Annotated in this window: 24 protein-coding genes and 1 tRNA gene; 6 read left to right on the top strand and 19 right to left on the bottom strand. The window is 37.3% G+C overall.

The genetic code is table 11. From position 1 onward, the window contains the following. Positions 1 to 9 precede the first annotated feature (9 nt). The 4 genes from nhaC to QNH29_RS01565 form a co-directional block, all read right to left on the bottom strand. On the bottom strand, positions 10 to 1,419 hold the full coding sequence (gene nhaC, locus QNH29_RS01580) for a Na+/H+ antiporter NhaC (protein ID WP_283863132.1): 1,410 nt from the start codon (positions 1,417 to 1,419) through the stop codon (positions 10 to 12). Between the two features lie 208 nt (positions 1,420 to 1,627). After that, entirely contained in the window at positions 1,628 to 3,058 is a 1,431-nt protein-coding gene (aspA, locus tag QNH29_RS01575) for an aspartate ammonia-lyase (protein WP_283863131.1), read from the bottom strand. Then, positions 3,027 to 4,070: an asparaginase gene (locus tag QNH29_RS01570; protein ID WP_283863130.1), complete on the bottom strand. Its 1,044-nt coding sequence runs from the start codon at positions 4,068 to 4,070 to the stop codon at positions 3,027 to 3,029. Before QNH29_RS01570 ends, aspA begins: the two co-directional genes overlap by 32 nt. A 51-nt stretch (positions 4,071 to 4,121) precedes the next feature. Beyond that, a complete protein-coding gene (locus tag QNH29_RS01565; protein ID WP_481858808.1) occupies positions 4,122 to 5,099 on the bottom strand; it encodes a glutaminase in 978 nt (325 codons plus the stop codon). A gap of 258 nt (positions 5,100 to 5,357) precedes the next feature. Between QNH29_RS01565 and QNH29_RS01560 the strand changes: the two genes are divergently transcribed. Together QNH29_RS01560 and QNH29_RS01555 are read left to right on the top strand one after the other, a co-directional pair. Continuing rightward, complete coding sequence (locus QNH29_RS01560) at positions 5,358 to 6,674, top strand: sensor histidine kinase (RefSeq protein WP_283863128.1); 1,317 nt, start codon at positions 5,358 to 5,360, stop codon at positions 6,672 to 6,674. Continuing rightward, complete coding sequence (locus QNH29_RS01555; RefSeq protein ID WP_283863127.1) at positions 6,674 to 7,606, top strand: response regulator; 933 nt, start codon at positions 6,674 to 6,676, stop codon at positions 7,604 to 7,606. The genes QNH29_RS01560 and QNH29_RS01555 overlap by 1 nt, the downstream gene beginning before the upstream one ends. Positions 7,607 to 8,540: 934 nt before the next feature. On the opposite strand, the gene QNH29_RS01550 is transcribed toward QNH29_RS01555, so the two are convergent. The 5 genes from QNH29_RS01550 to QNH29_RS01530 are packed head-to-tail and all read right to left on the bottom strand — an operon-like array spanning position 8,541 to position 12,465. Further along, complete coding sequence (locus tag QNH29_RS01550) at positions 8,541 to 8,930, bottom strand: metal-dependent transcriptional regulator (RefSeq protein ID WP_283863126.1); 390 nt, start codon at positions 8,928 to 8,930, stop codon at positions 8,541 to 8,543. Between the two features lie 23 nt (positions 8,931 to 8,953). Further along, positions 8,954 to 9,826: a metal ABC transporter permease gene (locus QNH29_RS01545; RefSeq protein ID WP_283863125.1), complete on the bottom strand. Its 873-nt coding sequence runs from the start codon at positions 9,824 to 9,826 to the stop codon at positions 8,954 to 8,956. Next, positions 9,823 to 10,749 carry a metal ABC transporter permease gene (locus tag QNH29_RS01540; protein WP_283863124.1) on the bottom strand — a complete coding sequence of 309 codons (927 nt, stop codon included), beginning with the start codon at positions 10,747 to 10,749 and terminating at the stop codon, positions 9,823 to 9,825. The genes QNH29_RS01545 and QNH29_RS01540 overlap by 4 nt, the downstream gene beginning before the upstream one ends. Positions 10,750 to 10,763: 14 nt before the next feature. Next, complete coding sequence (locus tag QNH29_RS01535) at positions 10,764 to 11,516, bottom strand: metal ABC transporter ATP-binding protein (protein ID WP_283863123.1); 753 nt, start codon at positions 11,514 to 11,516, stop codon at positions 10,764 to 10,766. 16 nt (positions 11,517 to 11,532) lie between these two features. Further along, a complete protein-coding gene (locus QNH29_RS01530) occupies positions 11,533 to 12,465 on the bottom strand; it encodes a metal ABC transporter solute-binding protein, Zn/Mn family (protein WP_283863122.1) in 933 nt (310 codons plus the stop codon). Positions 12,466 to 13,203: 738 nt separating this feature from the next. Between QNH29_RS01530 and QNH29_RS01525 the strand changes: the two genes are divergently transcribed. Continuing rightward, positions 13,204 to 13,548 carry a hypothetical protein gene (locus tag QNH29_RS01525; RefSeq protein ID WP_283863121.1) on the top strand — a complete coding sequence of 115 codons (345 nt, stop codon included), beginning with the start codon at positions 13,204 to 13,206 and terminating at the stop codon, positions 13,546 to 13,548. 294 nt (positions 13,549 to 13,842) lie between these two features. Here QNH29_RS01525 and groL read toward each other — a convergent pair whose 3' ends face one another. Both groL and groES read right to left on the bottom strand, forming a co-directional pair. After that, entirely contained in the window at positions 13,843 to 15,471 is a 1,629-nt protein-coding gene (groL, locus tag QNH29_RS01520; protein ID WP_283863120.1) for a chaperonin GroEL, read from the bottom strand. Between the two features lie 52 nt (positions 15,472 to 15,523). After that, positions 15,524 to 15,811, bottom strand: coding sequence for a co-chaperone GroES (gene groES, locus QNH29_RS01515; RefSeq protein WP_283863119.1), 288 nt, complete (start codon positions 15,809 to 15,811; stop codon positions 15,524 to 15,526). Between the two features lie 282 nt (positions 15,812 to 16,093). Between groES and QNH29_RS01510 the strand changes: the two genes are divergently transcribed. Both QNH29_RS01510 and QNH29_RS01505 read left to right on the top strand, forming a co-directional pair. Beyond that, positions 16,094 to 16,816, top strand: a complete 723-nt coding sequence (locus tag QNH29_RS01510; RefSeq protein ID WP_283863118.1) for a CPBP family intramembrane glutamic endopeptidase — start codon at positions 16,094 to 16,096, stop codon at positions 16,814 to 16,816. After that, a complete protein-coding gene (locus tag QNH29_RS01505) occupies positions 16,813 to 17,013 on the top strand; it encodes a YdiK family protein (protein ID WP_283863117.1) in 201 nt (66 codons plus the stop codon). Before QNH29_RS01510 ends, QNH29_RS01505 begins: the two co-directional genes overlap by 4 nt. Before the next feature lie 49 nt (positions 17,014 to 17,062). On the opposite strand, the gene QNH29_RS01500 is transcribed toward QNH29_RS01505, so the two are convergent. Next, entirely contained in the window at positions 17,063 to 17,716 is a 654-nt protein-coding gene (locus QNH29_RS01500) for a redox-sensing transcriptional repressor Rex (RefSeq protein WP_283863116.1), read from the bottom strand. Between the two features lie 31 nt (positions 17,717 to 17,747). After that, positions 17,748 to 18,245 carry a cyclic pyranopterin monophosphate synthase MoaC gene (gene moaC / locus QNH29_RS01495; protein ID WP_283863115.1) on the bottom strand — a complete coding sequence of 166 codons (498 nt, stop codon included), beginning with the start codon at positions 18,243 to 18,245 and terminating at the stop codon, positions 17,748 to 17,750. 189 nt (positions 18,246 to 18,434) lie between these two features. Between moaC and abc-f the strand changes: the two genes are divergently transcribed. Further along, positions 18,435 to 20,354: a ribosomal protection-like ABC-F family protein gene (gene abc-f / locus QNH29_RS01490; protein ID WP_283863114.1), complete on the top strand. Its 1,920-nt coding sequence runs from the start codon at positions 18,435 to 18,437 to the stop codon at positions 20,352 to 20,354. Between the two features lie 38 nt (positions 20,355 to 20,392). On the opposite strand, the gene QNH29_RS01485 is transcribed toward abc-f, so the two are convergent. The 6 genes from QNH29_RS01485 to QNH29_RS01460 form a co-directional block, all read right to left on the bottom strand. Continuing rightward, a complete protein-coding gene (locus QNH29_RS01485) occupies positions 20,393 to 20,827 on the bottom strand; it encodes a Gmad2 immunoglobulin-like domain-containing protein (RefSeq protein ID WP_283863113.1) in 435 nt (144 codons plus the stop codon). A 533-nt stretch (positions 20,828 to 21,360) separates the two neighbouring features. Beyond that, a complete protein-coding gene (gene tsaD, locus QNH29_RS01480) occupies positions 21,361 to 22,383 on the bottom strand; it encodes a tRNA (adenosine(37)-N6)-threonylcarbamoyltransferase complex transferase subunit TsaD (protein WP_283863112.1) in 1,023 nt (340 codons plus the stop codon). After that, complete coding sequence (gene rimI / locus QNH29_RS01475; protein ID WP_283863111.1) at positions 22,380 to 22,829, bottom strand: ribosomal protein S18-alanine N-acetyltransferase; 450 nt, start codon at positions 22,827 to 22,829, stop codon at positions 22,380 to 22,382. Before rimI ends, tsaD begins: the two co-directional genes overlap by 4 nt. Before the next feature lie 12 nt (positions 22,830 to 22,841). Beyond that, entirely contained in the window at positions 22,842 to 23,549 is a 708-nt protein-coding gene (gene tsaB / locus QNH29_RS01470) for a tRNA (adenosine(37)-N6)-threonylcarbamoyltransferase complex dimerization subunit type 1 TsaB (RefSeq protein WP_283863110.1), read from the bottom strand. Continuing rightward, positions 23,530 to 24,003: a tRNA (adenosine(37)-N6)-threonylcarbamoyltransferase complex ATPase subunit type 1 TsaE gene (tsaE, locus tag QNH29_RS01465; RefSeq protein WP_283863109.1), complete on the bottom strand. Its 474-nt coding sequence runs from the start codon at positions 24,001 to 24,003 to the stop codon at positions 23,530 to 23,532. The genes tsaB and tsaE overlap by 20 nt, the downstream gene beginning before the upstream one ends. 181 nt (positions 24,004 to 24,184) lie before the next feature. Beyond that, positions 24,185 to 24,261 (bottom strand) — tRNA-Asp (locus QNH29_RS01460). Positions 24,262 to 24,280 lie beyond the last annotated feature (19 nt).

Here is a 24,280-nt window from a genome sequence, read left to right as displayed (position 1 = left end):
CTAACACCATTAGTTAGCCTGCTGTCGAAGTTCCTTTACGTTATTGTTAGTGTACCAAATATATTTCCCTGTATAACCATAAATGATCGCAAGTGCAATGGAAACAAAACTTAACCACATGAATGGAACATAGGAAAAGGTAGATATGCCTAGAATCCCTGCCATGAAAATTCCGTTGTCGGACCAAGGAATCATCCCAGAGGTTAGCGTACCGCCGACCTCAGAATTTCGAGCTAAAACTCTTCGATCAATGTATAATTTATCATAGTTTTCTTCCATGATCTTTGGTGTTAAAATTAATGAAACGTACATTGCACAACCAAATACATTCGCTAAAAAGGCAACAATTAACGTTGACAGAGTCACATTACCTGCTGAAGTTAGCTTTTTCTGGAATTTGGATACTATTACTTTTAGTACTCCTAAATGCTCCAATAGACCACCAAATCCCAATCCGAAAATAATAACGACGATTGAGCCAAGCATCCCCTGGATCCCCCCACGGTTCAGAAGGCCATCCATGAATTCAATGCCTGTATCAATTGAAAAACCACTGTAAGCCGTACCGAGGGCCACAGAAAAATCCATCCCTTGGAATACGGTAGCCCAAATGGTCCCTAAGAGAGCCCCTGCAGCAATAGTTGGCATAGAAGGTTGTTTTAGTGCGAGCAATAGAATGACAAATATCGCAGGAATTAGCATCCAAATTTGAATATCGAAGTTTTCTAGTAATGCAGTCTTGAGAAATTCTACTTTTTCTAAATCTGTATTTTTCCCGCCATACATAATCCCTGCGATGGTAAAAAGAATAGCAGTAATGATGTATGCTGGGATATCTAAATATAACATGGCACGTACATGTGCAATAACATCCACTTTCGACATTGATGCTGCGAGTACGGTACTATCAGATAGTGGAGAAAGCTTATCTCCAAAGTATGCACCGGAAAGAACGGCACCAGCTACAAGCGGCAGAGGGATACCCATCCCTTCTCCAATTGCCATCATTGCGATTCCAGCAGTTCCGACTGTTCCCCAAGACGTACCTGTCGCCAAAGATGTAATCGAGCAAATAACGAGAGTGGCTAATAAGAAAATGTTTGGGTGGATAAACTCTAATCCGTAATAAATAAGTGTCGGAACGACCCCTCCTGCAATCCAAGTCCCGATAAGGGCACCGACTGCAACGAGAATCAATATGGCCTCAAGACCATTCGAAATCCCGTTTGTAATAGCACCTTGCAATTGCTGGTATCTGTGTCCTAAGTGTAATCCAAGTAAAATAACAATGAACCACGATATAAATAGCGCTAGCTGTATCGGTAAATCAAACAAAGTGGTAAATGAAAAAACAATAACTAAAAACAATCCCAATGTGAGAATAATCTCTGCCATTGATGGTAATCGTACATTCCTCACTCCTACTCCCCCTATCGACAATAAAGCTCTTTCGGAATTTTATATTTAAACGTTCATTTTTCTTTTATAAGTCATCTCAAAATTAAGAGATACATAGGAAATGTTTAACAACGAATATCTATTACATCATACTATGGTTCCTAATGGGATGATTTTTATAATAGGAGCTTATTATCTTTTAAGTTTTATTTTATAAAAATATAGTTTGTTACACTCGTTCAAAAAGGGCACTACCGGATATTCCAGGATTTGTCATTTCGTAAGGATTTAATATTAAATCAAGCTCTTCCTCTGTCAACACTTGATATTGTAGGCAAAGCTCTCTAATCAATTTACCTTTTAAGATGGCCTCTCGAGCAATTCGCGATGCAACTTCATACCCTATGTGAGGATTTACAGCTGTAAGTAATCCTACACTTTTTTCAACATATTCTTTCATCCGGTCTTCATTTGCTTTTATACCTGTTAAACAAAAGTCTGTAAAGCTTCGAAATGCATTGTTCATGATGCTGATGGATTGCAGCAAGTTAAAAACCAACACAGGTTCCATCACGTTTAATTCAAGCTGCCCTGCTTCAGAGGCTAAGCAAATCGTATGGTCGTTTCCAATAACCTGAAAGGCAACTTGGTTAATAAGCTCTGGCATTACTGGGTTTACCTTTCCTGGCATGATGGAGGAACCAGGCTGACGTGATGGTAAGGTAATTTCTCCAAATCCCGCACGTGGTCCAGATGCCATTAATCTTAAGTCATTCGCTATTTTGGACATATTTATCATGCAGACCTTCAATGCTGCTGACACCTCTGTGTAAGCATCTGTATTTTGTGTTGCATCGACAAGGTGTTCAGCTCCTACAAGCTGTAAGCCACTAATATCTGAAAGATACTTTACAACATTTTTTATATACTTGGGGTCAGCATTTAACCCTGTCCCTACAGCCGTCGCTCCCATATTCACTTCGTAAAGATGCAGGCGTGTTTGTCCAATCCGTTTAATGTCACGTTCCAATACACGGCTGTAAGCTTCAAATTCTTGACCTAGGCGAATGGGTACAGCATCTTGAAGGTGAGTACGTCCCATTTTTATAATATGGTCAAATTGCTGAGCTTTTTCCTTAAAGACATTTAACATGTCATTCATGGTATCTAGAAGCTTGTTCAGCATATTAAGTGTCGAGATATGAATGGCTGTCGGAAATACATCGTTTGTTGATTGCGACATATTCACATGACTATTAGGGCTTAATTTTCCATATTCTCCTTTATTATGGCCAAGTAATTCAAGCGCACGGTTTGCAATGACTTCATTTGCATTCATATTCATTGACGTACCGGCTCCACCTTGGATCGGGTCGACTATAAAATACTCGTGCCATTTTCCCTCTAGAATTTCATCTGTAGATTGAACAATTACATTACCAATTCCTTCATATAAACGCTTACTATCCATATTGGCAAGCGCTGCTGCTTTTTTAACCATTGCTAGCGCTTTTATCATTTCTGTATGAATTTTATAGCTAGTGATTGGAAAATTTTCTACAGCCCTTAACGTTTGAATTCCATAATAAACATTTGCAGGTATTTCCTTTTCTCCAAGAAAATCTCTCTCAATTCGGTATTCTTTCTTGTCTATCACCATTTTCTTCACTCCCCTTGTAAGTTTTAAAATCTAAATCATTTGCAACTGGTGTTTCCATAACCATCTTCACCTTTTGCGGATCCTCTGTCTTGCCTAAAGCCCACATTAATTTTGGAACAATGGCTTCAGTATTCATATTCCTTGAACGAATAATGGAATTACGATCAACTTTTCTCCCTACTTCATAAATATCCATATCCTCTCCTTCTTCTAGACATTGAGTAGTAACAACAATAGATATTCCGTATTTAGTCAAGTCATTTAATTTTTCCACAATGTTTCTTCTTTCAAATGGAATACCACCGCTTCCATAACTCTCAACTACAATCCCTTTACATAAATTTTTAAGAGAGTCAAAGAATTCCGGCTTCATGCCAGGATACAACTTTATTAATAAAACATCTGTACAAAGGGAAGTATCAAGCTTAATCTCTTTATTCTTTGACGTATCGATCGGTATATTATAATGAATACACTCTTTATTTATAAAAGCCACATAAGGATAATTAATGCTTTCAAACGCATCATAGCTTTTTGTTCTTACTTTAATTGCTCTTGTCCCTTGTATAACTCTCCCATCAAAAACAACATATACTCCACCAATGTCTTCACAAGCAAACCGAAACGCATCAGAGATATTTCTTTTAGCATCTGTTTGCTGAAAGGAAATTGGGACTTGAGATCCTGTTATCACAATGGGTTTCCCACTATTTTGAAGCATATAAGATAGCGCAGCCGAAGTGTAAGCCATTGTATCTGTCCCATGTGTAATAACGAAGCCATCGTAATTATGGTAATGCTCATATATTGATATTGCTATTTTAGACCAGTTTTCAGGTTGCATATTTGTACTATCTATATTCATCAAAGGCTTACTATCAATCTGACAATGTAAATTTATTCCTGATAGATAACTTAAAAGTTCATCTCCCTTCATCTCAGGAGCTAATCCATTTTCTCCTTCTAATGAAGCGATTGTCCCACCTGTAGTAAGTAACAGCAACTTCTTCAAGATAATATCCCCTTTATAACTTTCATTTTCAGTAATAAAATAGCTCAATAATTAAAAAATACTGAGTTCATATACCTCTGCAAGATGTTTTAATAACTCAACACCTGCCAGGCTATTTCCATATTCATCTATAGCAGGTCCATAAATCCCAATACCACACCCTATTTGAAAAGGTGTATTTTGTCGATATCTAGCTGGAACTGATGCCATAATCCCACCCGACACGCCACTTTTTGCTGGAATTCCAACAAATGCTGCAAATTTCCCTGAAGCATTATACATCCCGCAAGTTAGCATTAAACCTTTGATTAACTTCCCTATTTGTTTAGGAAAGACTTGTCTTTTTTGAATTGTGTCGTAACCATTATTAGATATAATTAACCCAATTAACGCAATATCTTTTGTATTTACTTCAATTGAACATTGTTTTAAGTAAACTTTTAACACATCTTCTACTTCTGACTCTAAAAATCCGCTTTCTTTCAAATAATAAGCTAAAGCTCTATTTCGATTTGCTGTTTTCCACTCAGACTGAAATACCTTTTCATTAAAGGTTGGTCGTCTCCCAATCATTTTTTCTATTAATACATAGATCGATTCTAACTTTTGCTCTGGGGATTCCCCAATAAGAAGAGATGTGACTGTAATCGCTCCCACGTTAATCATTGGGTTGAACGGTTTACCTGGTTTATGCATTTCTAAACGAACGATAGAGTTAAAAGCGTCCCCTGTTGGTTCGACATCAACGTGATTTAATACATATGGAATTCCACGGTCTAAACATGCCGCTATAAAACTAATCACTTTTGAAATACTTTGCAAAGTAAAAGGAACTTGCCAATCTCCTGCCTTAATCTCAAGACCATCAGAACTAATCATGTAAACTCCTAAATCCGATCGGTTAGATTCGCTTAAAGCTGGGATATAATCAGCACATCGGCCTTTCATACCAAGCAAACGGTATTTCCTGACACATTCATCAAGGTATTTTTCCTCCATGAGGTCACTCTCTTGATTTATTTCATTTATCTTTTGCTGATACACTTTCCCGCCCCCCTCTGTAAGCGCTTTCCACTTTCTAAGTTCATTCGATATAATTCAGTTTAGGATCTATGCTACAAAAAGAAACAGAACACTACAAACTCACCAGAAAATTATTTTTAATTTATTACTATTTCATACACATACACTAAGCTGAACAGCTAAATAATATTCAGATAATCCGTTGTTGATTCAGAAGAACTTTTTATTTAAACTATCATTACTATTCGAAATCTTAAATGGGAAGTGATCGTTTTGAGTGTTAATCTTTTATTAAGGAAAGATCGTACCATTATTCTACTCATGATACTTTTTGTTCCAATAGCAGGTGAAATAAATTTTTATCCCATTAATGAGACGTTTCGAGTTAGCTTAGGTCCGCCAACCCTTTTCTTATTCCTATTATTTTTAAGAAAAACCGCCATTATCCCAGGCTTTCTAACAGCAATGCTAGTTGTACTTTTTCGTATTCTATTAGATTTCATAATGGAAGCAAACTTTAACTGGCTAATTTCTTTCGAAACTCATTATCCCAGTTTTTTCTTTTACTTCACCTATACTTGCATTTTTTATATAGTAAAAGTAAATCATTTTCATCGTCGACCTTTGATCATTGGTTTCTTTGGGATAACCATTGAAATATTGTCCAATCTTGTAGAGATATTTATACAGTATATTATTTTTAAAGTTACGATTACTTCAGGCTCATTTATTGAGATGTTTTTTATTGCTCTTACTCATAGCTTTATGGTTTTAGGGGTCTTTAGTATGATGAAACTTTATGAAGCACAATCCCGGGAGATAGAAGTTCGAAAGCATAATGAACATATGTTATTGCACGTATCTAATTTATATGAGGAATCTATTCATTTAAAAAAAACACTACAAAATTCGGAAACAGTTACAATGAAAACTTACGAATTATATAGAAAATTCATTCAAAATGAAATTGTAGACAATAAATTTATTAAAAAAACCAGTCAACAATTACTAGAAATAGCTGGTGAAATACACGAGATTAAAAAAGATAATCAGAGAATTTTTGCAGGCTTATCAAAACTTATCTCAAATGAAGGTTTTACAGACTATGTCAATATTTCTGATCTGATTAAAATAATTGTACGAGCAAATGAAAAGTATGCACATTTATTAGAAAAAGATATTCTTTTTAGTTATAACATAAAAGGAAATCACCCCAATTACCATATTTATACCATTCTATCGATTGTTAACAATTTAGTTGCAAACGCTGTAGAAGCGATTATAGAAAAGGGAACAATCCATATAGAGGTAGGTTTCCTACATAACTCGGTTCAATTTCAGATCGAAGATGACGGCCCAGGAATTACAGATAAAAATAGGGAATTAATATTTAAACCTGGCTTTACTACTAAATTTGACGGTATGGGGTATCCCTCAACAGGTATTGGATTAACTTTTGTTGAACATATGGTCAAAAAGCTTAATGGAAACGTCACCTTCAAACGCGGCTCAAACGAAAAAGGAACAGTTTTCATTATTCTTTTGCCTGTTGATAACTTGATTGAAAAGGAGAATTCTTGATGAACTTTTATATAACAGATGATGATGTAATCGTTCGGTCCATGCTTGCTCAATTTATCGAGGATGAAGAACTAGGTCAAGTTGTTGGCGAATCCGATGATGGGGCATTATTAAATGGAGAAACTTTAAATTTAAAAAAGGTCGATATTTTATTGATTGATTTATTAATGCCAAATCGTGATGGTCTTGAAACCATAAAATATATCAAACCGACTTTTAAAGGTAAAATCATAATGATTTCTCAAATAGAGTCAAAAGAACTGATTAGTAAAGCATATACACTTGGAATAGAAAACTACATTTTAAAGCCAATTAATAAGATAGAAGTGCTTGCTATCATCCGAAAAGTCATGGATCATACTCGACTAGAAAAATCAATTCATGACATTCAAAAGTCATTAAATACTGTACTTCATATGGATACAATGTTACATCACAAGGAGACATCTTTTAAGGAATATAATATTAAAAATTATGGTGAATTACTTTTTACAGAATTAGGTATTTCTGGTGAGAGTGGCAGCAAAGATTTAATAGAAATATTGGCTTTTTTATTTAATTATGAGAAAAAGAATACATTTGAACACGGATTACCATCTCTTAATGATATTTATGAGTATTTAGCCAATAAAAAGCTTGGAGCTACTGCTGATGAAGGGGCTTTAAGAAGGGAGGCAAAAGCTTCTAAACAACGAGTTCGAAGAACAATTAATCAGTCATTGAATCACTTAGCATCTTTGGGACTAACAGATTTCTCAAATGCAAAATTTGAAAAGTATTCTTCCCAGTTTTTTGACTTTACTATCGTTCGCAAAAAGATGACAGAGTTAAAAAATGACTCAAAACCAGTGTTCACTTCCACACGAATCAATATAAAGAAATTTATTCAAGCTTTATATTTTGAAGCAAAACGTATGATGTTAGAAAGATAAAACCAAATAAGAACAACCACCACTATACAATGAACTACCTATTCAAGTTTAGTTTTATTTTAGAAGTTAGTTATAAGAAAATGGCCACATTTTAGATATTCCTGAGTTATATCTAACTTCTTAACAGAAACTTCGAGTCTATTGTGTTGCTTCCATCATCTAAACCGTCTCCATAATCCTTTGTACCTTTTAACAAAATAAAAGAGTAACCTCACACCACAGCTGATATGACATCAAACATGGAAGAAAAGGCCTCCCATCAGTTTAGCAAACTGATGAAAGACCTTCTCCTATAGTTAGCTTTTTGTCATAGGTTGCCGGGTTTTTTATAGAACGGGGACAAATCCGAGGACAAGAAAAGCATATTATTATTTTAGACGTTGATATAACAGGGTTTTAAAGCCCTAATTACATCATACCGCCCGTATGATGAGAGTGTATAATATCTTTAACGATGTGTGCGAAAAGTGCGATAAATCAAGGTTTTGTTAATTTCTGTCTGTAACATCTTTAAAGGGATATTACCGTTTTTCACTGGATTGCATTAGCAAAATGTTAGCAATTTAATGCAGAAATCGTCACCATTGTTCAAACACTCAACATGTCTAGAGTGTATGTGGAAACAATTGGGATGGTGGTGAGGTTTACGCATTAACAAGCATAGCTTCTTATTTTTTATATTGTTCTTCAGTAATGTCCCAGAAGAGCTAGTTAATTCATTAGGGTTTAAACCCAGGCACAACCCTTCTAATTTATTATAGTTAACCCGCAGGGGATTATCCCAAGGAATTGAATATAGCGCCCTGCTCCCCCGGGACATAAGTTCAATGTTTAGGGGCAGCAGTTGACTACTTCTTCAACCAACTATTATATTAAAGCTTTTTCTACTTCTTCATGTCAGGAGCATAGATCTATGCCATTTGCCACTGCTTTTTTATTTTAAATGTTGCCGAACTGTAAAATCTCTTTCCGCCAAAAAAGCTTTAATACATTCTAAAGCCTTATTGCTAATATAGTATTCTATATTTCTTACTTCTTGATCAATTTCCTCTTCTTCCATGCCAATATAACGGAACAAATTAACGAGGATTTGATGATTTTTAGCCAGCTTCATTCCACTTGTTAACCCTTTTTCTGTCAAAGTAATAATCCCATAAGGCTTGTAATCAACAAATTCCTCCTGTGTTAGCTTTCCAAGCATCTTGGAGACAGAAGAGGCGGAAACATTTAATGATTTAGCCAAATGTGAAACGCGGGCATAACCGTTTTTACAGACTGAGTAATAAATCTCTTCTAGGTATTTCTCTTCATTTGCTGAAGTCATATAGAAGTTTCATTCCCCTCCAATCAGACCATTTTCATTCTTCTCCATTTCTTCATCACAACACCATGTGTTGGTGATAACAAGAATACAAGTAAAAAGATAGCACCAGCGACGGTAATCATAGAACCTGCTATAGAAGCATCAAATAAATAGGCAACATAATAACCAACTACCGAACTGATGATGCCAATAACCATGCTAATGGCAATCATAATACTTAATTTTTCCGTCAGAAGATAAGCTGTGGCAGCAGGTACAATAATCATTCCAACAACTAAAATTGCACCTACACTTTCAAAGGATGCTACCGTTGATACAGAAACTAACCCCATTAATAAATAGTGAAATAATGCGACTGGGATACCAAGAGCAGCTGCTAATGCAGGATCAAAGGAACAAAGCTTAAACTGCTTATAAAATAACCCGATCACAATTATGTTCAACAGCAAGCTTGCACCTACCCCCCACACCGCTCTTGGACCAAGACTTTTACCGCCAATCTCAAAAGTGTCCCAAGGGGCGTAGGCTATTTCTCCATAAAGCACACAATCTAAATCCAAATCCACTTCTCGGGTAAAAATACTCACCAACACAACTCCTACTGCAAATAAAGCAGTAAAAACAACCCCGATTGATGCATCTGATTGTACACCTGAATTTTGAAACATTTGAATTAAAAATACGGTTATCAAACCTAAAGCTGCAGCACCTAGCATCATGAAAATGGAGTCTCTTGAACCGCCGCTGAATAAAAAGGCGAGAACAATTCCAGGTAAAACCGAGTGACTAATCGCATCACCGATCATGGACATCTTTCGTAAAACAAGAAAACAACCTACGATACAGCAGGAGCAGGCGACCAGTGCACCAATGAGGATAATCCACATATCATTCATAAGGACTTCTCCTTTACTTTTTGACTCGTATATTGTTTGTTATAGTTTTTCCTTGCAGAAAGCTGCAGCAAGCTTTTTGCAATAACACCTCTTCTTGGTGCAAATATGACCGAAAACAAAAATATAACGGTTGCTGATAATACTGCAAGTGGTCCTGTCGGAAGATTATTAGCTGTCGTACTGATGATTGTACCAGTGAACCCACTCAACGCCCCAAAAATACCTGACATAATCACCATAATGTGTAGCTTTTCTGTCCAATACCTAGCGGCGACTGCTGGTGTAATAAGTAAAGCTGCCATAAGTACCACCCCAACTGCCTGAATTCCTACCACCACTGCTGTAACAATTAATAGCATAATAAATTGATCCAAAATTAACGTTGGCAGTCCAATCCCCTTTGCAAAACCTGGGTCAAAGGAAAGGAGCTTAAATTCTTTGAAAAACAAAATCGACAATGTGACAAGAATGATACTAATTATTGTCATCGTGTACACATCAGATTGCACCATCGAGGCAGCCTGACCGAACAGAAATTTATCCAACCCGCTCTGATTACCGCTGTCACTATGCTGAATTTGGGTTAAAAGCACAATCCCAAACCCAAAAAATACCGTTAAAATAATCCCTAAGGCAGAATCCTGCTTAATACGAGAATTTCTCGTAATATAACCAATCATGAAGGTTGCGACAATCCCAGCAATAATCGCACCAATTAGAAAGAAGAAGATCGATTTAGTTCCTGTCAGCATAAAGGCAATACAAACACCTGGGAGAGCTGCATGAGCTAAAGCATCCCCCATTAATGACTGCTTACGTAAATAGGCAAAGCTACCAATGACCCCGCTGCTTAATCCTAACAACATTGTTCCTAGCAATATCCATTGCGTATTAGGGTCTTGAAATATTTCGAGCCAGTTCATGTTTATTCCTCACCTCAGCTTATGATGATCGGGGAAGTATCTTTTTCTAGCATCGTTAATTTACCACCATACGTCGTTTGTAAATAATCCTTCGTAAACAACACCTCTGTTGGCCCGATTCCAATCAATTTTTTATTTAAAAGCATAATCCAATCAAAATACTCTTTCACGGTATTAAGGTCATGGTGAACAACTAAAACGGTTTTCCCCTGTTTTTTCAGGTCATTTAAGAGTGTAATAATCGCTTTTTCTGTTGCTGCATCGACTCCGACAAATGGTTCATCCATAAAATATAGGTCTGCATCTTGTGCTAGTGCACGAGCTAAAAATACCCGCTGTTGCTGTCCACCAGATAACTGACTTATTTGCCTGTTTGCAAATTGGCTCATACCTACTTTTTCCAAGCATTCCATGGCAATGGCTGTGTCTGTCTTACCTGGACGTTTAAACCAGCCTAAATGACCGTATCTACCCATTGTGACAACATCAAGGGCATCGGTTGGAAAATCCCAGTCCACCGATTCCCTCTGTGGTACATACCCCACTTTTTTTCGACTTTGTTTATAGCTGCTCCCAAAGATTTGTACCTTTCCACTAATGGTTGGGATTAATTCTAGGATGGCTTTAATTAACGTGGATTTCCCTGCCCCATTCGGTCCAATAATACCGATTAGCTTTCCTTCAGGTACACTAAATGAGATATCTTCTAAAACAGGCTTTTTTTGATAGGCAACTGTCAAATTATTTACTGTTACTGGCGATGTCACTTTCTCATCGACTCCTTTACTTTAATGCATTCACGATTGTATCAACATTGTGTCGGACCATTCCTAAGTATGTGCCTTCCTCTGTGCCTGCTTCTCCCATAGCATCAGAAAACAACTCTCCGCCGATAACCACTTCATGACCCTGTTCTTTAGCTCCTTCAATAACAGCTTCAATTGCTTTTTTCGGAACACTTGATTCTACAAAAACAGCCTTAATCTTGTTTTCAACTAAGTAATCTCTTAAGCTACTAACATCTTTAGACCCGTATTCAGAAGCTGTGCTCATCCCTTGTAGACCCATTACTTTAATGTCATATGCTTCACCAAAATAACCGAAAGCATCATGCGCTGTCACTAATACGCGGGTTTGTTCCGGAATTGTAGCAATCTGCTCTTTCGCATACTGATCTAGTTCTTCCAATTGTTGAATGTATTCTTCAGCATTTTTCGAGTAATCCGCTTCGTTATCAGGGTCAATCTTTGATAGTTCGTCTGCGATTGTTTTAGTAGCTGTAATCCAAAGCTGAACATTAAACCATACGTGAGGGTCATGGCTGTATGCTCCATCATCTGGTGCACGTAATTCTGATTCTGGAATATCCTTTGTGACAGCAACAGTCGGCTTTTCCTTTGACATCTTTTCAAAAATGTCAACCATTTTCCCCTCTAAATGTAAACCATTGTAGAAAATAAGATCTGCATCCTCCAACTTTTTTATATCCCCTTGAGATGCTTTATAAAGATGAGGGTCAACACCCGATTTCATTAGGCCCGTCACCTCTACATGTTCACCTCCAACCTTTTTGACTACATCGGCAATCATTCCTATCGTCGTTGTTACGATTAATTTATCGCTGCTATTGTTTGTTTTTTCCGTACTTGAACAACCTACAAGTGACAAAGTTAGAACTGCTAGAACAATCAAGTATTTTTTCAAATAGTGGAACATAAAACATACCTCTTTTCCTTTATGATTTATTGGTAACGGACATCTATTTTGCACACGCGCAACTTTTTGGTCAAAAAAAAGGAATCACTATAGATAGAGCAAATTCATTTTTTCACATTACAATTGAAATTAATTTTTCGAAAAAAAAGATACAGACAACCTAGTCTTTAGTTGGATTATTTAAAAAGGTCTTACCTGTTATTTGCTTATATTCTTCTTTATTAATAATCCCTAAACATTTACAGACATAAGAAAATGCAACAATTTTTTTTTGGATCCTTGAATATTTTCGCATACTCCCCCTCCTCCTCTCTCTCTATATATATTCACCACCACCATAAAACTTTCCTTCATGCAAAAAAATTCTTTTTTAAAAAATTTTTGATTATATCTAAATTTAACATTAAGAGCAAACATTGTGGTAAAAGTACGCCTTTTTTGTGTGTAAAAAACAATGCCTGTACTCCAGTAGTCAATAATCACTTACTAGAGAACAGGCAATAAAGGAACAAAGAGTACAGTTACTGTCCCTCCGTCCCATTTTTGTTATATATTAAGAATTTATTCCATAAAGTCATGGGGATGGATATGAACGAGCAGCTACCATTCCATACATCTTTGGATTTATTACCATGATATGCTTAACGGAATTTTTCAGATAAATTGTTGTTGGTCTTCACATAAATATTTGTATTTAGGCAAAAATTATAGAAACAAGCAAATTGGAGACCAACATTTATGATTTTTCTTGCCCTTTTGTTAATGTTAGGTGGGTTAGTAATAATTAATGCTATATATGCTTATCACACCAAGCACATTGATTCACATATTCTATCAACTTTGTGGTACTATATAAAACTTTTTCCCTTTTTTCTATCCGCCAGTATGATGATTGGATATGGAGTAAAGTTTCTAACAAAAGTTGTAGGTAACTTAACCTTCTCTCTTATTGTATCTAAAGGATTGGAAATTCTAGTAAGTGTTGCAATTGGTTTTATATTTCTAAAGGAAGTTCCTAGTTGGCGCTCTGCACTTGGTATAACAATTATATTAGTAGGTTTTTGGATATTAAAAGGAAAATAATCCTTACATTCTCGTCTCAAGTATATAGCATATGTTTTAATGACACTTTGCGAGGGATTTTACTTAAACTAACCAACTTAAAACTAAGGCTATAACTACAACAGTTATCTAGCCTGTTTGCAGAAGCCTGATCTAATTGATTATGTTTGATCCAGCACTTCTCTCGTAAGCAAAAGAAAAAGGCTTCTCAAAGGTTTAATCATCCAATGAGAAGCCTCTTTTATATACCCGATTTTAGCAATTTGTTAGCGATTCACTTTAAAACCCTTATTAATCAAGGGGTCTTAGCGGCCATTACATCATGCCGCCCATTCCGCCCATTCCGCCCATGTCAGGCATTCCAGCACTTGGTGGTTCTGGCTTGTCAGCAACAACTGCTTCAGTTGTTAAGAACATAGCCGCTACAGATGCAGCGTTTTGAAGTGCAGAACGTGTAACCTTAGTTGGGTCAACGATACCAGCTTCGATCATGTTTACCCACTCACCGCTAGCAGCGTTGAAGCCTGTTCCAACTTCTTCGCGCTTTAAGCGGTCAACGATAACTGAACCTTCAAGACCAGCGTTGTGAGCAATTGTACGTACTGGCTCTTCGATCGCACGTAATACGATGTTTACTCCAGTTTGGATATCGCCTTCAGCTTGGATTTCAGCTACTTTGTTATATACGTTAAGAAGGGCAACACCACCACCGGATACGATACCTTCTTCAACCGCAGCACGAGTTGCGTTTAAAGCGTCTTCGATACGAAGCTTGCGCTCTTTTAATTCAGTTTCAGTTGCAGCACCAACTTTGATTACTGCTACACCGCCAGCTAATTTCGCTAAGCGCTCTTGTAACTTTTCACGGTCAAATTCAGAAGTGGTTTCTTCTAATTGAACACGGATTTGGTTAACTCGAGATTGGATCTCTTCAGTTGCACCAGCACCCTCAACGATTGTTGTATTTTCTTTTGTTACAACAACTTTAGAAGCACGTCCTAAAGATGTGATTGTAGTAGTTTTCAATTCACGGCCAAGCTCTTCAGTAATCACTTCACCGCCAGTTAATGCAGCGATATCTTCAAGCATTGCTTTACGACGGTCACCAAAGCCAGGAGCTTTAACAGCAACTGCATTGAATGTTCCGCGAAGTTTGTTCAATACTAAAGTAGAAAGTGCTTCACCTTCGATATCTTCAGCGATTAACAATAATGGTTTGCCTTGTTGTACTACTTGTTCAAGGACAGGAAGGATTTCCTGAATGCTTGAGATTTTTTTGTCTGTGATTAAGATATATGGATTTTCCAAAACAGCTTCCATTTTATCTGTGTTTGTTACCATGTAAGCAGAAGTATATCCGCGGTCAAATTGCATACCTTCAACAACGTCTAATTCAGTTGTGAAGCCCTTAGATTCTTCAATTGTGATAACGCCGTCGTTACCAACGCGCTCCATTGCTTCTGCAATTAGTTGACCTACTTCTCTATCATCAGAAGAAATCGCAGCAACTTGTGCAATAGACTCTTTGCCTTCGATTGGCTTAGAAATTGCTTTTAATCCTTCAACCGCTGCAACAACTGCTTTTTCAATTCCTTTACGGATACCCATTGGGTTTGCACCAGCAGTTACGTTCTTTAAGCCTTCACGAATCATCGCTTGAGCAAGAACTGTTGCAGTTGTAGTTCCGTCACCAGCAACATCGTTTGTTTTGCTAGCTACTTCAGCAACAAGCTTCGCACCCATGTTTTCAAATGCGTCTTCTAATTCGATTTCTTTCGCAATTGTTACACCGTCGTTTGTAATAAGTGGAGAACCAAATTTCTTTTCTAGAACCACGTTACGTCCTTTAGGTCCAAGAGTAACTTTTACTGCGTCTGCAAGCGCATCAACACCACGAAGCATTGCGCGGCGTGCTTCTTCACTAAACTTAATTTCTTTAGCCATGTTCAAAAAACCTCCTCGTATTTTTTAAACTCAATATTGTTTTTTTAAATCCTTATTGTCCAACAACAGCAAGGATATCGTTTTCACGTAAAATTAAATATTCGTTTCCTTCAAACTTCACTTCTGTACCAGAGTATTTTGAGAAGATAATACGATCGCCTACAGAAACTTCAAGAGCAACACGTTCGCCACTTTCAAGCACTCGGCCTGTACCTACGGCAACAACTTTTCCTTCTTGAGGCTTTTCCTTAGCTGAGTCTGGTAACACGATACCGCTTGCAGTTTTTTCTTCTGATTCGACAAGCTCAATGACAATACGATCACCTAGTGGTCTTAACAAATCAAACAACCTCCTCAAATAAATATGTAATTCTGACTTATTAGCACTCTCTATACTTGAGTGCTAACACAATTATTATAATAATAAATGGAAAAAAATTTTGCAAGTATGAAGCTGAAATTTTTTATAATTTTTTACAACCTTACAAGTATGCGATTTATACTCAGGAATATACATCGTTTGTAAACATAATCTTTAAAATTGAAACAACCTTGCTATTATTAGTAGAATGAAGAATAGGGTAAAATATTTTCATTAGCTGCTTAAAGGAGATTTATTAATTTGAAAAGGGAATATTGGATTATTTTAATTGTCTATATAGCAATGCAGTTATCAAGCGCAGTAGGTATTCCTGGACTGATGTTTCTATTTGGCTATTTAGGAATCAATCAAGGGCTCGTTGTCCCTTATTGGTTAATTTTCAGCTTCACCCTTGCTCTAATTATTATTTTGTTCATTTTAAGAAAGGAAATGAACAAAGCTCGATTAGATGAAAGAGGCAGTTCCTTTGGCTATTCCGCGGTCTGGGCTGTATTAGGGGTTTTTCTAGCCTTATTCGCCCAATCTTTAGCTGCGAATATTGAACGGCTTATCGGGGTTGAAATGGGCTCAGAAAACACACAGCAAATCCTTAACATTATTGAGTCCTTTCCGCTTGCCATCTTAGTTAGCTCAGTAATTGGACCAATCTTAGAGGAAATTGTTTTTCGGAAAATCATTTTCGGTACTCTTCATAAACGACTTAACTTTTTCTTTTCAGCGTTAATCAGCTCTGTTATTTTTGCCTTAGCCCATATGGAGCCGGAGCATATCCTGCTCTATTCAGCAATGGGCTTCACTTTTGCGTTTCTTTATGTAAAAACAAAACATATCCTTGTACCGATTTTTGCCCATGTTGCGATGAATACATTAGTAGTAGTCATCCAGTCAGTTTATAAAGATGAAATTGATGCAATTATTCGTGAGGCAGAAGGTATTCAAAACTTTATCGGAGGCTTTCTATGAGACGTTCACCCTTGTTTTCCGGAATCATTTATATGGTGCTCGGCTGCTTATTTACTTATTTTGCGATTGAAGATGTCACCCTAAACGGATGGGGATTTTTCAGTTACTTGCTTGTTATATTAGCCACATTTGATTTCGGGTCTGGCTTAAGAATGATTTTCTTTTACAATAGATACAAGGACAAGATTAAAAAGTAAGCAAATTAAAAAGGCCTTTTCACATTACATAGTGAAAAGGTCTTTTACTTTATTCTTCTGTTTCCTCTGTAGGATAGTGTTTCAAGAAGTAAATGAGTGATTGCAATTCGACAGCCAAGTCGATATGATGAACCCTAATCGTTGAAGGAACATTTAATCTTGCAGGTGTAAAATTCAATATCGCTTTAATGTTGGATTTCACAAGCCGGTCCGTAATCACCTGAGCCACTGGAGCAGGTACCGTCAGGATGGCAACATGAATGTCATCATTACTTAATACCTTCTCGAGCTCATCCATATGGTACACTGGTACATCCCGGATGGTTGTTCCCATTTTGTTAGGATCGACATCAAATGCGCATTCAATTTTGGTATTATTATTTTTTAAAAAGTTATAATTTAGAAAGGCAGTACCGAGGTTACCTACCCCAATTAACGCTACTTTTGTTAATTCATCTTGATCAAGTGTTTTCCGAAAGAAGGTTAAGAGGTAATTGACATTGTAGCCATATCCCTTTTTACCCAAGGCTCCAAAATAAGAAAAATCGCGGCGAATTGTTGCCGAATCCACCTTTACTGCCTCACTCAATTCTGCAGACGAAACCCTCTGTTTACCAGAAGAATGCAGATTCTTCAAAAATCGATAATATAAGGGCAGCCGTTTCGCTGTCGCTTGTGGTATTTTCATTGTTTCATTACTCATATTCTCCCACCCCTCATAAATAGTTGTGCATTTATCTAATTTGTTCGGTTCGGTGGAAATCCCCGTTTTTCCCGCCCGTTTTTTCAACCAAATAGGTTTTTCCAATGACCATGCCTTTATCTACTGCTTTACACATATCATAAATAGTTAGTGCACATGTGGAGGCAGCTGTTAACGCTTCCATTTCAACACCTGTATTTCCTTTTGTTTTGACAGAAGCTGCAATATTTAATGTAAAAGCTGTATCATGTTCTTTTTCCCAAGAGAAGGATATATTTATCCCCGTCAAAGGTATAGGATGGCACATCGGGATTAGGTCCCATGTTTTCTTTGCTCCCATAACACCAGCAACTTGCGCTACTGCTAGAACGTCGCCCTTTTTCATATCATTATTTGTAATTTTTTCATATATTTCTTTACTAACCGTAATGCTGGAATGAGCAAGTGCCGTACGAGCCGTCTCTGGCTTTTCGCTAACGTCCACCATTTTCGCTCTTCCCTCTTCGTTAAAATGAGTAAATTCAGACATAAACAATATCCTCCCACAAAAAATCATACTATATTTTTCACAATTTGTCTGTGAAACTTTGAACGAATGATGAAAAATTCACATTTATTTCTTCCGAGATATTTTCTAATTTTCTCCAACACTAAGACACTTTATTGCCGACATTGTTCGAATAAGGTACACTTATTTTAGTAATAGAGGTGAAAAACAATGATATTATTACAAGTTAATCAACTAGCAAAATACTATGGTGCAGACCTAATTTTATCGAATATAAAACTAGAATTACAAACTCGGGACCGTGTTGCTCTTGTCGGGCGGAACGGTGCAGGGAAATCGACCTTATTAAAGATTATTGCCGGGCATTTGTCACATGATGGCGGTGAAATCATTAAGCCCAAAGGAGTAAGCATTGGATATTTAGCCCAGAATACCGGACTGGAATCGAATTTATCGATCTGGGATGAAATGCTGACCGTATTTGAATCACTAAGAGCTATGGAAAGCTCACTTCGACAGCTCGAAGTTCAAATGTCAGATCCTGCTGCAATAGAGGATACTAACAGATACGAGAGAATCCTAAATGAATATGATCAACTACAAGTAAAATTTAAAGAACAAGGCGGTTATCAGTATGAAGCAGATATTCGCTCCATCCTGCACGGACTGAATTTCCGAGATAATACCGTAATGATCTCTTCCTTAAGCGGCGGACAGAAAACGCGCCTTGCACTAGGGAAACTACTATTAACCAAACCGGATATTTTAATCCTTGACGAGCCGACAAACCATCTTGATATTGATACACTTTCCTGGCTTGAACAGTATTTACAAGGTTATGACGGGGCGATATTAATTGTATCCCATGACCGTTATTTTTTAGATAAAGTTGTCACACAAGTTTATGAAGTCTCACGTAAGCAAATTCAAAAATTCAATGGAAACTACAGCGCATACCTTGACCAAAAAGCTGCCAATTATGAACGTGATTTGAAGCTATATGAGAAGCAGCAGCAAGAGGTTGCGAATCTTCAAGATTTTATCCAGCGCAACTTAGCCCGTGCGTCGACAACGAAGCGAGCTCAAAGCAGGCGCAAAAAACTTGAAAAAATGGAATTGATGGACCGTCCTTTAGGAGATGAGAAGTCCGCCACCTTTTCCTTTGAAATTGAGAAACAAACTGGAAATGATGTTCTTACCGTGGACTCCTTAGCAGTTGGTTATGATGGACAAAAAGTATCTGAGAATATTTCGATGCGGGCATATCGCGGTGAAAGCATTGCCTTAGTTGGTCCAAACGGAATTGGGAAGTCTACTCTTTTAAAAACCATTATTAAAAAGCTTCCGGCGCTGGCTGGCACAATTCAATATGGTGCAAATCTAGCAATTGGGTATTATGACCAGGAACAGGCAGAGTTAACATCAAATAAGCGTGTTCTCAATGAACTTTGGGATGAATGGCCGTTAAAAAATGAAAAAGAAATACGGACAGTCTTAGGTAACTTCCTGTTTTCGGGTGATGATGTATTAAAAATTGTATCTACATTGAGCGGCGGAGAAAAAGCACGATTGGCGTTAGCCAAATTAATGCTGGAAAAGGCAAACGTTTTAATATTGGACGAGCCAACGAACCATCTAGACCTCGACAGTAAAGAGGTACTTGAAAATGCACTAGTCGACTACCCTGGGACGATTATTTTTGTCTCTCACGATCGCTACTTTATTAACAGAATAGCCACCAAAGTTTTGGAGCTTAGCAAACATGGCAGCACAGAATATCTAGGCGACTATGACTATTACTTAGAGAAAAAGTTGGAGGAAGAGGAACTCAAGGCTATAGAGAATGCGAACGTTGTAAAAAAACAAACAGCTTCCGAAGTTCAAGATAAAAATTCCTATCATCAGGATAAAGAAAGTAAAAAGCTTGAGCGTCAGCGCAAAAGAAAATTAGAAGAAATCGAATTACGTATAGAAGAGTTGGAGGCACTCATCCAGGATAACGATGAAAAGTTATGCGATCCTGAAATATTTCAGGACCATGAGAAAGTGCTCGAAATAAATTTTAAAAATGAAAAGGCAAAGTCTGAGCTTGAACAGCTAATGGACGAATGGGCTGAACTGGCTGAATAATTAAAAGGGGCTTGGATATTGTATCCAAGCCTCCTTTATTATTTTAATGGAATGGTTAAGATGTCTGTTTTTGATCCATCCTTTGCAGAATATACAAATAGCTCAATGGAGTCCGCACCTTTATTCATAAGCTCTTCATCAATTGATATTTCAAAGTTCCCCCATGCAGGAGCACCTTCTGTTTGATAATGGTTTTCCAATAAGATCTCCTTTCCAGAGATTACTGCATATTGAAAAACACCTTCAAACACTCTTGCCTTTCCCTTCACTATTATCTTACCATTCGGTTTTGATACTGTTACTTCCTTAAATGCATTGTTCTCGTACTGTTTATTAACTGGTTCTTCTTGATTATTGCCCTTATCAATAACATCAGGTTTCTTGTCATCTGTTGATATATTAATATCTACATTGCAGGCAGTTAATCCAAAGAAGAGAACGATGAAGACCGCTAATAAGAACTTTCTTTTCATCCCTATCCCCACTTTCAAAAGGTCTTTTTTATCTATTATATTCAATTATCACCTAAAACGAGAACTCTACATATTGCTTCACGAGTCGACAAAATTCGTGGGAATTTCTTATTTTTCAACCCAGTTTCTCTTTTCCACAACGTTATTCACATATAAAAACCTAGTTCAACAACTCTCTTGCTCTTTTTCCACATTATCCACAAAAAAACCTCTTTTTATCCACATTGTCCACAAATAATAGTCTAGTTACCCACATAATTCAAGCAATGCACAATTTTTTGAAAAAAGTTATCCACAGATTGGTTGTTTTTTACTCCTTAATTTGTGGATTATTCGGTTGATACCTTTAAAGTGATTAGATTTTAATCGACATTGTTTTTACTGTACACGGTCCATCATTGATTTTTTCCCTTTCCCTTATTGTATCTTTCCAGTTCTAATTGTTCCCCTATTTTCCTTGCCTCTATTTTATTGGAACAGTCCATTTGATTGTTCCAACAAAAAAAGCCCTTCTTATTCAGAAGGACTTAAAGTTAATTGTATAGTTCAATATCTAAACCAGGGTTTGCATTTAATGAAAGGTCGGCACGAATACCTTTTTCAAACATTATGCTTCCTGCGGCAGCAATCATGGCTGCATTATCTGTACACAGATTTAATGGCGGAATAACCAAATCAATATTGGCCTTAGTTGAAAATGCCCCCTCAAGTGCTTTCCTAAGACCTTTATTTGCTGCAACACCGCCGGCTAAAAGTACTTGCTTCACTATATATTCCTCGGTTGCTTTTACCGTCTTTTTCACCAAAACTTCTATGACACTTTCCTGAAAACTTGCTGCAAGGTCTTCTGGTGCGATTGTTTCACCACGCTGCTCTGCATTGTGAACAGTATTGATAACCGCTGATTTTAATCCGCTGAAGCTAAAATCATAAGAACCTTCTTCCAGCCAAGCTCTAGGCAAATCCAGAGTATCCTTTCCCTCTTGAGCAAGCCTGTCGATATGTGGTCCGCCAGGATAAGGCAGTTTTAAAGTCCGTGCCACTTTATCATAGGCTTCGCCTGCCGCATCATCCCTTGTTTCACCAATGACCTCGAAATGTCCCTGTTCTTTCATATACACTAATTCTGTATGTCCACCCGATACCACTAAAGAAAGAAGAGGAAAGCTTAATTCTTTTACTAACCTATTTGCATATATATGACCAGCAATATGATGAACAGGAACAAGTGGAATGTTATGAGCAAATGCAAGAGCTTTAGCTGCATTTACACCAATTAACAGTGCTCCCACTAATCCCGGTCCTTCTGTTACGGCAATGGCGTCCAACTCAGATAGTGTAATGTCTGCCTCTTTTAAAGCCTCTTCAATGACTATTGTAATTTGTTCAACATGATGACGAGAGGCAATTTCAGGTACGACGCCGCCAAAACGCTTATGACTTTCAATTTGAGAGGCCACCACATTGGCAGCAATCTCCCTGCCATTTTTAATAATGGCTACGGCTGTTTCATCACAGCTGGTTTCTATTCCCATAATCCACTGATCTTTTTTCATATATTCACCCACATTACTAGGGCATCTTCTTGATTATCTGTATAATAATTTTTCCGAATGCCGCCATTTTGAAAACCTAACTTACGATAAAGAGATTGTGCTACATTGTTTGTCACCCGAACCTCAAGTGTCATGCTTCTAGCTCCCATATCCTTTGCAACAGTCATCATTTTGCGAAGCAATGCTTCACCGAGTTTTTTTCCTCGATAGGAAGGCAGGATGGCCAAATTTGTTACATGGGCTTCATCAATCACAACCCATGCACCAACATAACCAATAATTTTTTCATCTTCCTCCAAAACAATATAAACTGCAAATTTGTTATTATAAATTTCATTATAGAAAGCATCTCTGCTCCATGGAGTAGCGAAAGAGGCATGTTCCACCTCTAAGATTTGATCGATATCCTCTTCCTTCATATATCGAAAAACAAAAGAATCTACCATATTTCTTTGATCCTATCCTTTTAGAATTTTCCCATTTGCCTCTAACCATTTCGCCTCTGCCTCTGCTAAACGGATATAGTTAGGAACAAAGGAATGAATGTCTTCCTCCTGTTTATCTTTGCCTAGTAAAGCCAGTTCCGAAGGACGTGGATTATGCTCCGTAATCGCAGCAAACACTGCCTGGGTACTTAAAGTGCCCTCTAGTACAGCTTGATGAAGCGGCAGGTCGTTCCCAACAAATAAAATCGGTTTGTCCACTTCCTTTAATGAAGTTGCCCAATCAGCTGACAAAACTAAGCGGTCCTCTTTAACCGTCGTAAGTTCCCCGCTTTTGTATTCATAAAGGCCTGTATAGACTTGTCCCCTTCTCGCATCAATAAGGGGTGAAATATAACCATCAAAGTGCCTTCCTGCCCCAGCGGCTATGATTTCAATACTAGATACTCCAACCAACGGTATTTTTAATGACCATGCCAATGTTTTGGCAATAGTAACACCAATTCGAACGCCTGTATAAGAGCCTGGACCTTTGGCTACTACTATTTTAGTTAACTGTGCTGGAACTCTTTCACAATCCTTCATCAGCGTCTGAATTGCCGGCATAATCCTCACAGAATGATTCTTCTTTAAATTCGTAATATATTCGCCTAGAACTTGATTATCTTCTATAAGCGCAACCCCTAATGGATAATTAGAAGTATCAATCGCTAGTATGGTCATTTAAAAAAATCTCCTTACATAATTGCTCATATCTATTTCCTTTTGGAACAAACACTATTTTTCTTTTTTCAGGGCCCTCGTGATATAAAAAGATGGTTAACAACTCTTCTGGCAGCTGCTCCTCAATTAAATGTGCCCACTCTACAACGGTTACTCCTTCACCTTCAAAATATTCATCGAAACCTAAATCCTCACAGGAATCGGCAACCCGGTAAACATCCATATGATACAAAGGCAGCCTGCCCCTATATTCTTTTATTATGGTAAAGGTAGGACTGTTAACTGTTTTTTTAATATCCAAACCCTGTGCTAATCCCTTAGTGAAGGTCGTTTTCCCTGCACCTAGATCTCCTTCCAGACAAATTACATCACCTGGCTGAAGCATTCCTGCAAGATTAGAAGCCAGCCCAAACGTTTCACTGGGGTCTTTTGTATATTTTTCATACTGATTCATATAATCACCTTTATTCTAACATAGCTTATCACTATCTACATTCTACCTTATTTTTGTAAAAAAAAACCTTAGGATAGCTCCTAAGGATGTCCATTCACTATGTATTTTACCTAACTTTCACTATTTAAGCAAAAAGGCATAAAAAAAACGAAACAACGTTTCGTATTTTAAAAGATATAGATGGCGGTCTGGACGGGACTCGAACCCGCGACCTCCTGCGTGACAGGCAGGCATTCTAACCAACTGAACTACCAGACCAAAGTCTTTTCAAGTGTTT

The organism is Neobacillus sp. DY30 (assembly GCF_030123065.1).
Classification (GTDB): domain Bacteria; phylum Bacillota; class Bacilli; order Bacillales; family Cytobacillaceae; genus Neobacillus.
Note: the sequence above shows the minus strand (reverse complement) of the source record. Positions and strands in the feature narration are given on the sequence as shown.

Coding starts and splice junctions, on each gene's coding strand:
- aspA (WP_283863131.1), bottom strand. CDS start 3,058: ATGGTGATAGACAAGAAAGAATACCGAATTGAGAGAGATTTTCTTGGA.
- QNH29_RS01555 (WP_283863127.1), top strand. CDS start 6,674: ATGAACTTTTATATAACAGATGATGATGTAATCGTTCGGTCCATGCTT.
- QNH29_RS01550 (WP_283863126.1), bottom strand. CDS start 8,930: ATGACTTCAGCAAATGAAGAGAAATACCTAGAAGAGATTTATTACTCA.
- QNH29_RS01545 (WP_283863125.1), bottom strand. CDS start 9,826: ATGAATGATATGTGGATTATCCTCATTGGTGCACTGGTCGCCTGCTCC.
- QNH29_RS01540 (WP_283863124.1), bottom strand. CDS start 10,749: ATGAACTGGCTCGAAATATTTCAAGACCCTAATACGCAATGGATATTG.
- QNH29_RS01530 (WP_283863122.1), bottom strand. CDS start 12,465: ATGTTCCACTATTTGAAAAAATACTTGATTGTTCTAGCAGTTCTAACT.
- QNH29_RS01525 (WP_283863121.1), top strand. CDS start 13,204: ATGATTTTTCTTGCCCTTTTGTTAATGTTAGGTGGGTTAGTAATAATT.
- groL (WP_283863120.1), bottom strand. CDS start 15,471: ATGGCTAAAGAAATTAAGTTTAGTGAAGAAGCACGCCGCGCAATGCTT.
- QNH29_RS01505 (WP_283863117.1), top strand. CDS start 16,813: ATGAGACGTTCACCCTTGTTTTCCGGAATCATTTATATGGTGCTCGGC.
- QNH29_RS01500 (WP_283863116.1), bottom strand. CDS start 17,716: ATGAGTAATGAAACAATGAAAATACCACAAGCGACAGCGAAACGGCTG.
- moaC (WP_283863115.1), bottom strand. CDS start 18,245: ATGTCTGAATTTACTCATTTTAACGAAGAGGGAAGAGCGAAAATGGTG.
- abc-f (WP_283863114.1), top strand. CDS start 18,435: ATGATATTATTACAAGTTAATCAACTAGCAAAATACTATGGTGCAGAC.
- QNH29_RS01485 (WP_283863113.1), bottom strand. CDS start 20,827: ATGAAAAGAAAGTTCTTATTAGCGGTCTTCATCGTTCTCTTCTTTGGA.
- tsaD (WP_283863112.1), bottom strand. CDS start 22,383: ATGAAAAAAGATCAGTGGATTATGGGAATAGAAACCAGCTGTGATGAA.
- rimI (WP_283863111.1), bottom strand. CDS start 22,829: ATGGTAGATTCTTTTGTTTTTCGATATATGAAGGAAGAGGATATCGAT.
- tsaB (WP_283863110.1), bottom strand. CDS start 23,549: ATGACCATACTAGCGATTGATACTTCTAATTATCCATTAGGGGTTGCG.
- tsaE (WP_283863109.1), bottom strand. CDS start 24,003: ATGAATCAGTATGAAAAATATACAAAAGACCCCAGTGAAACGTTTGGG.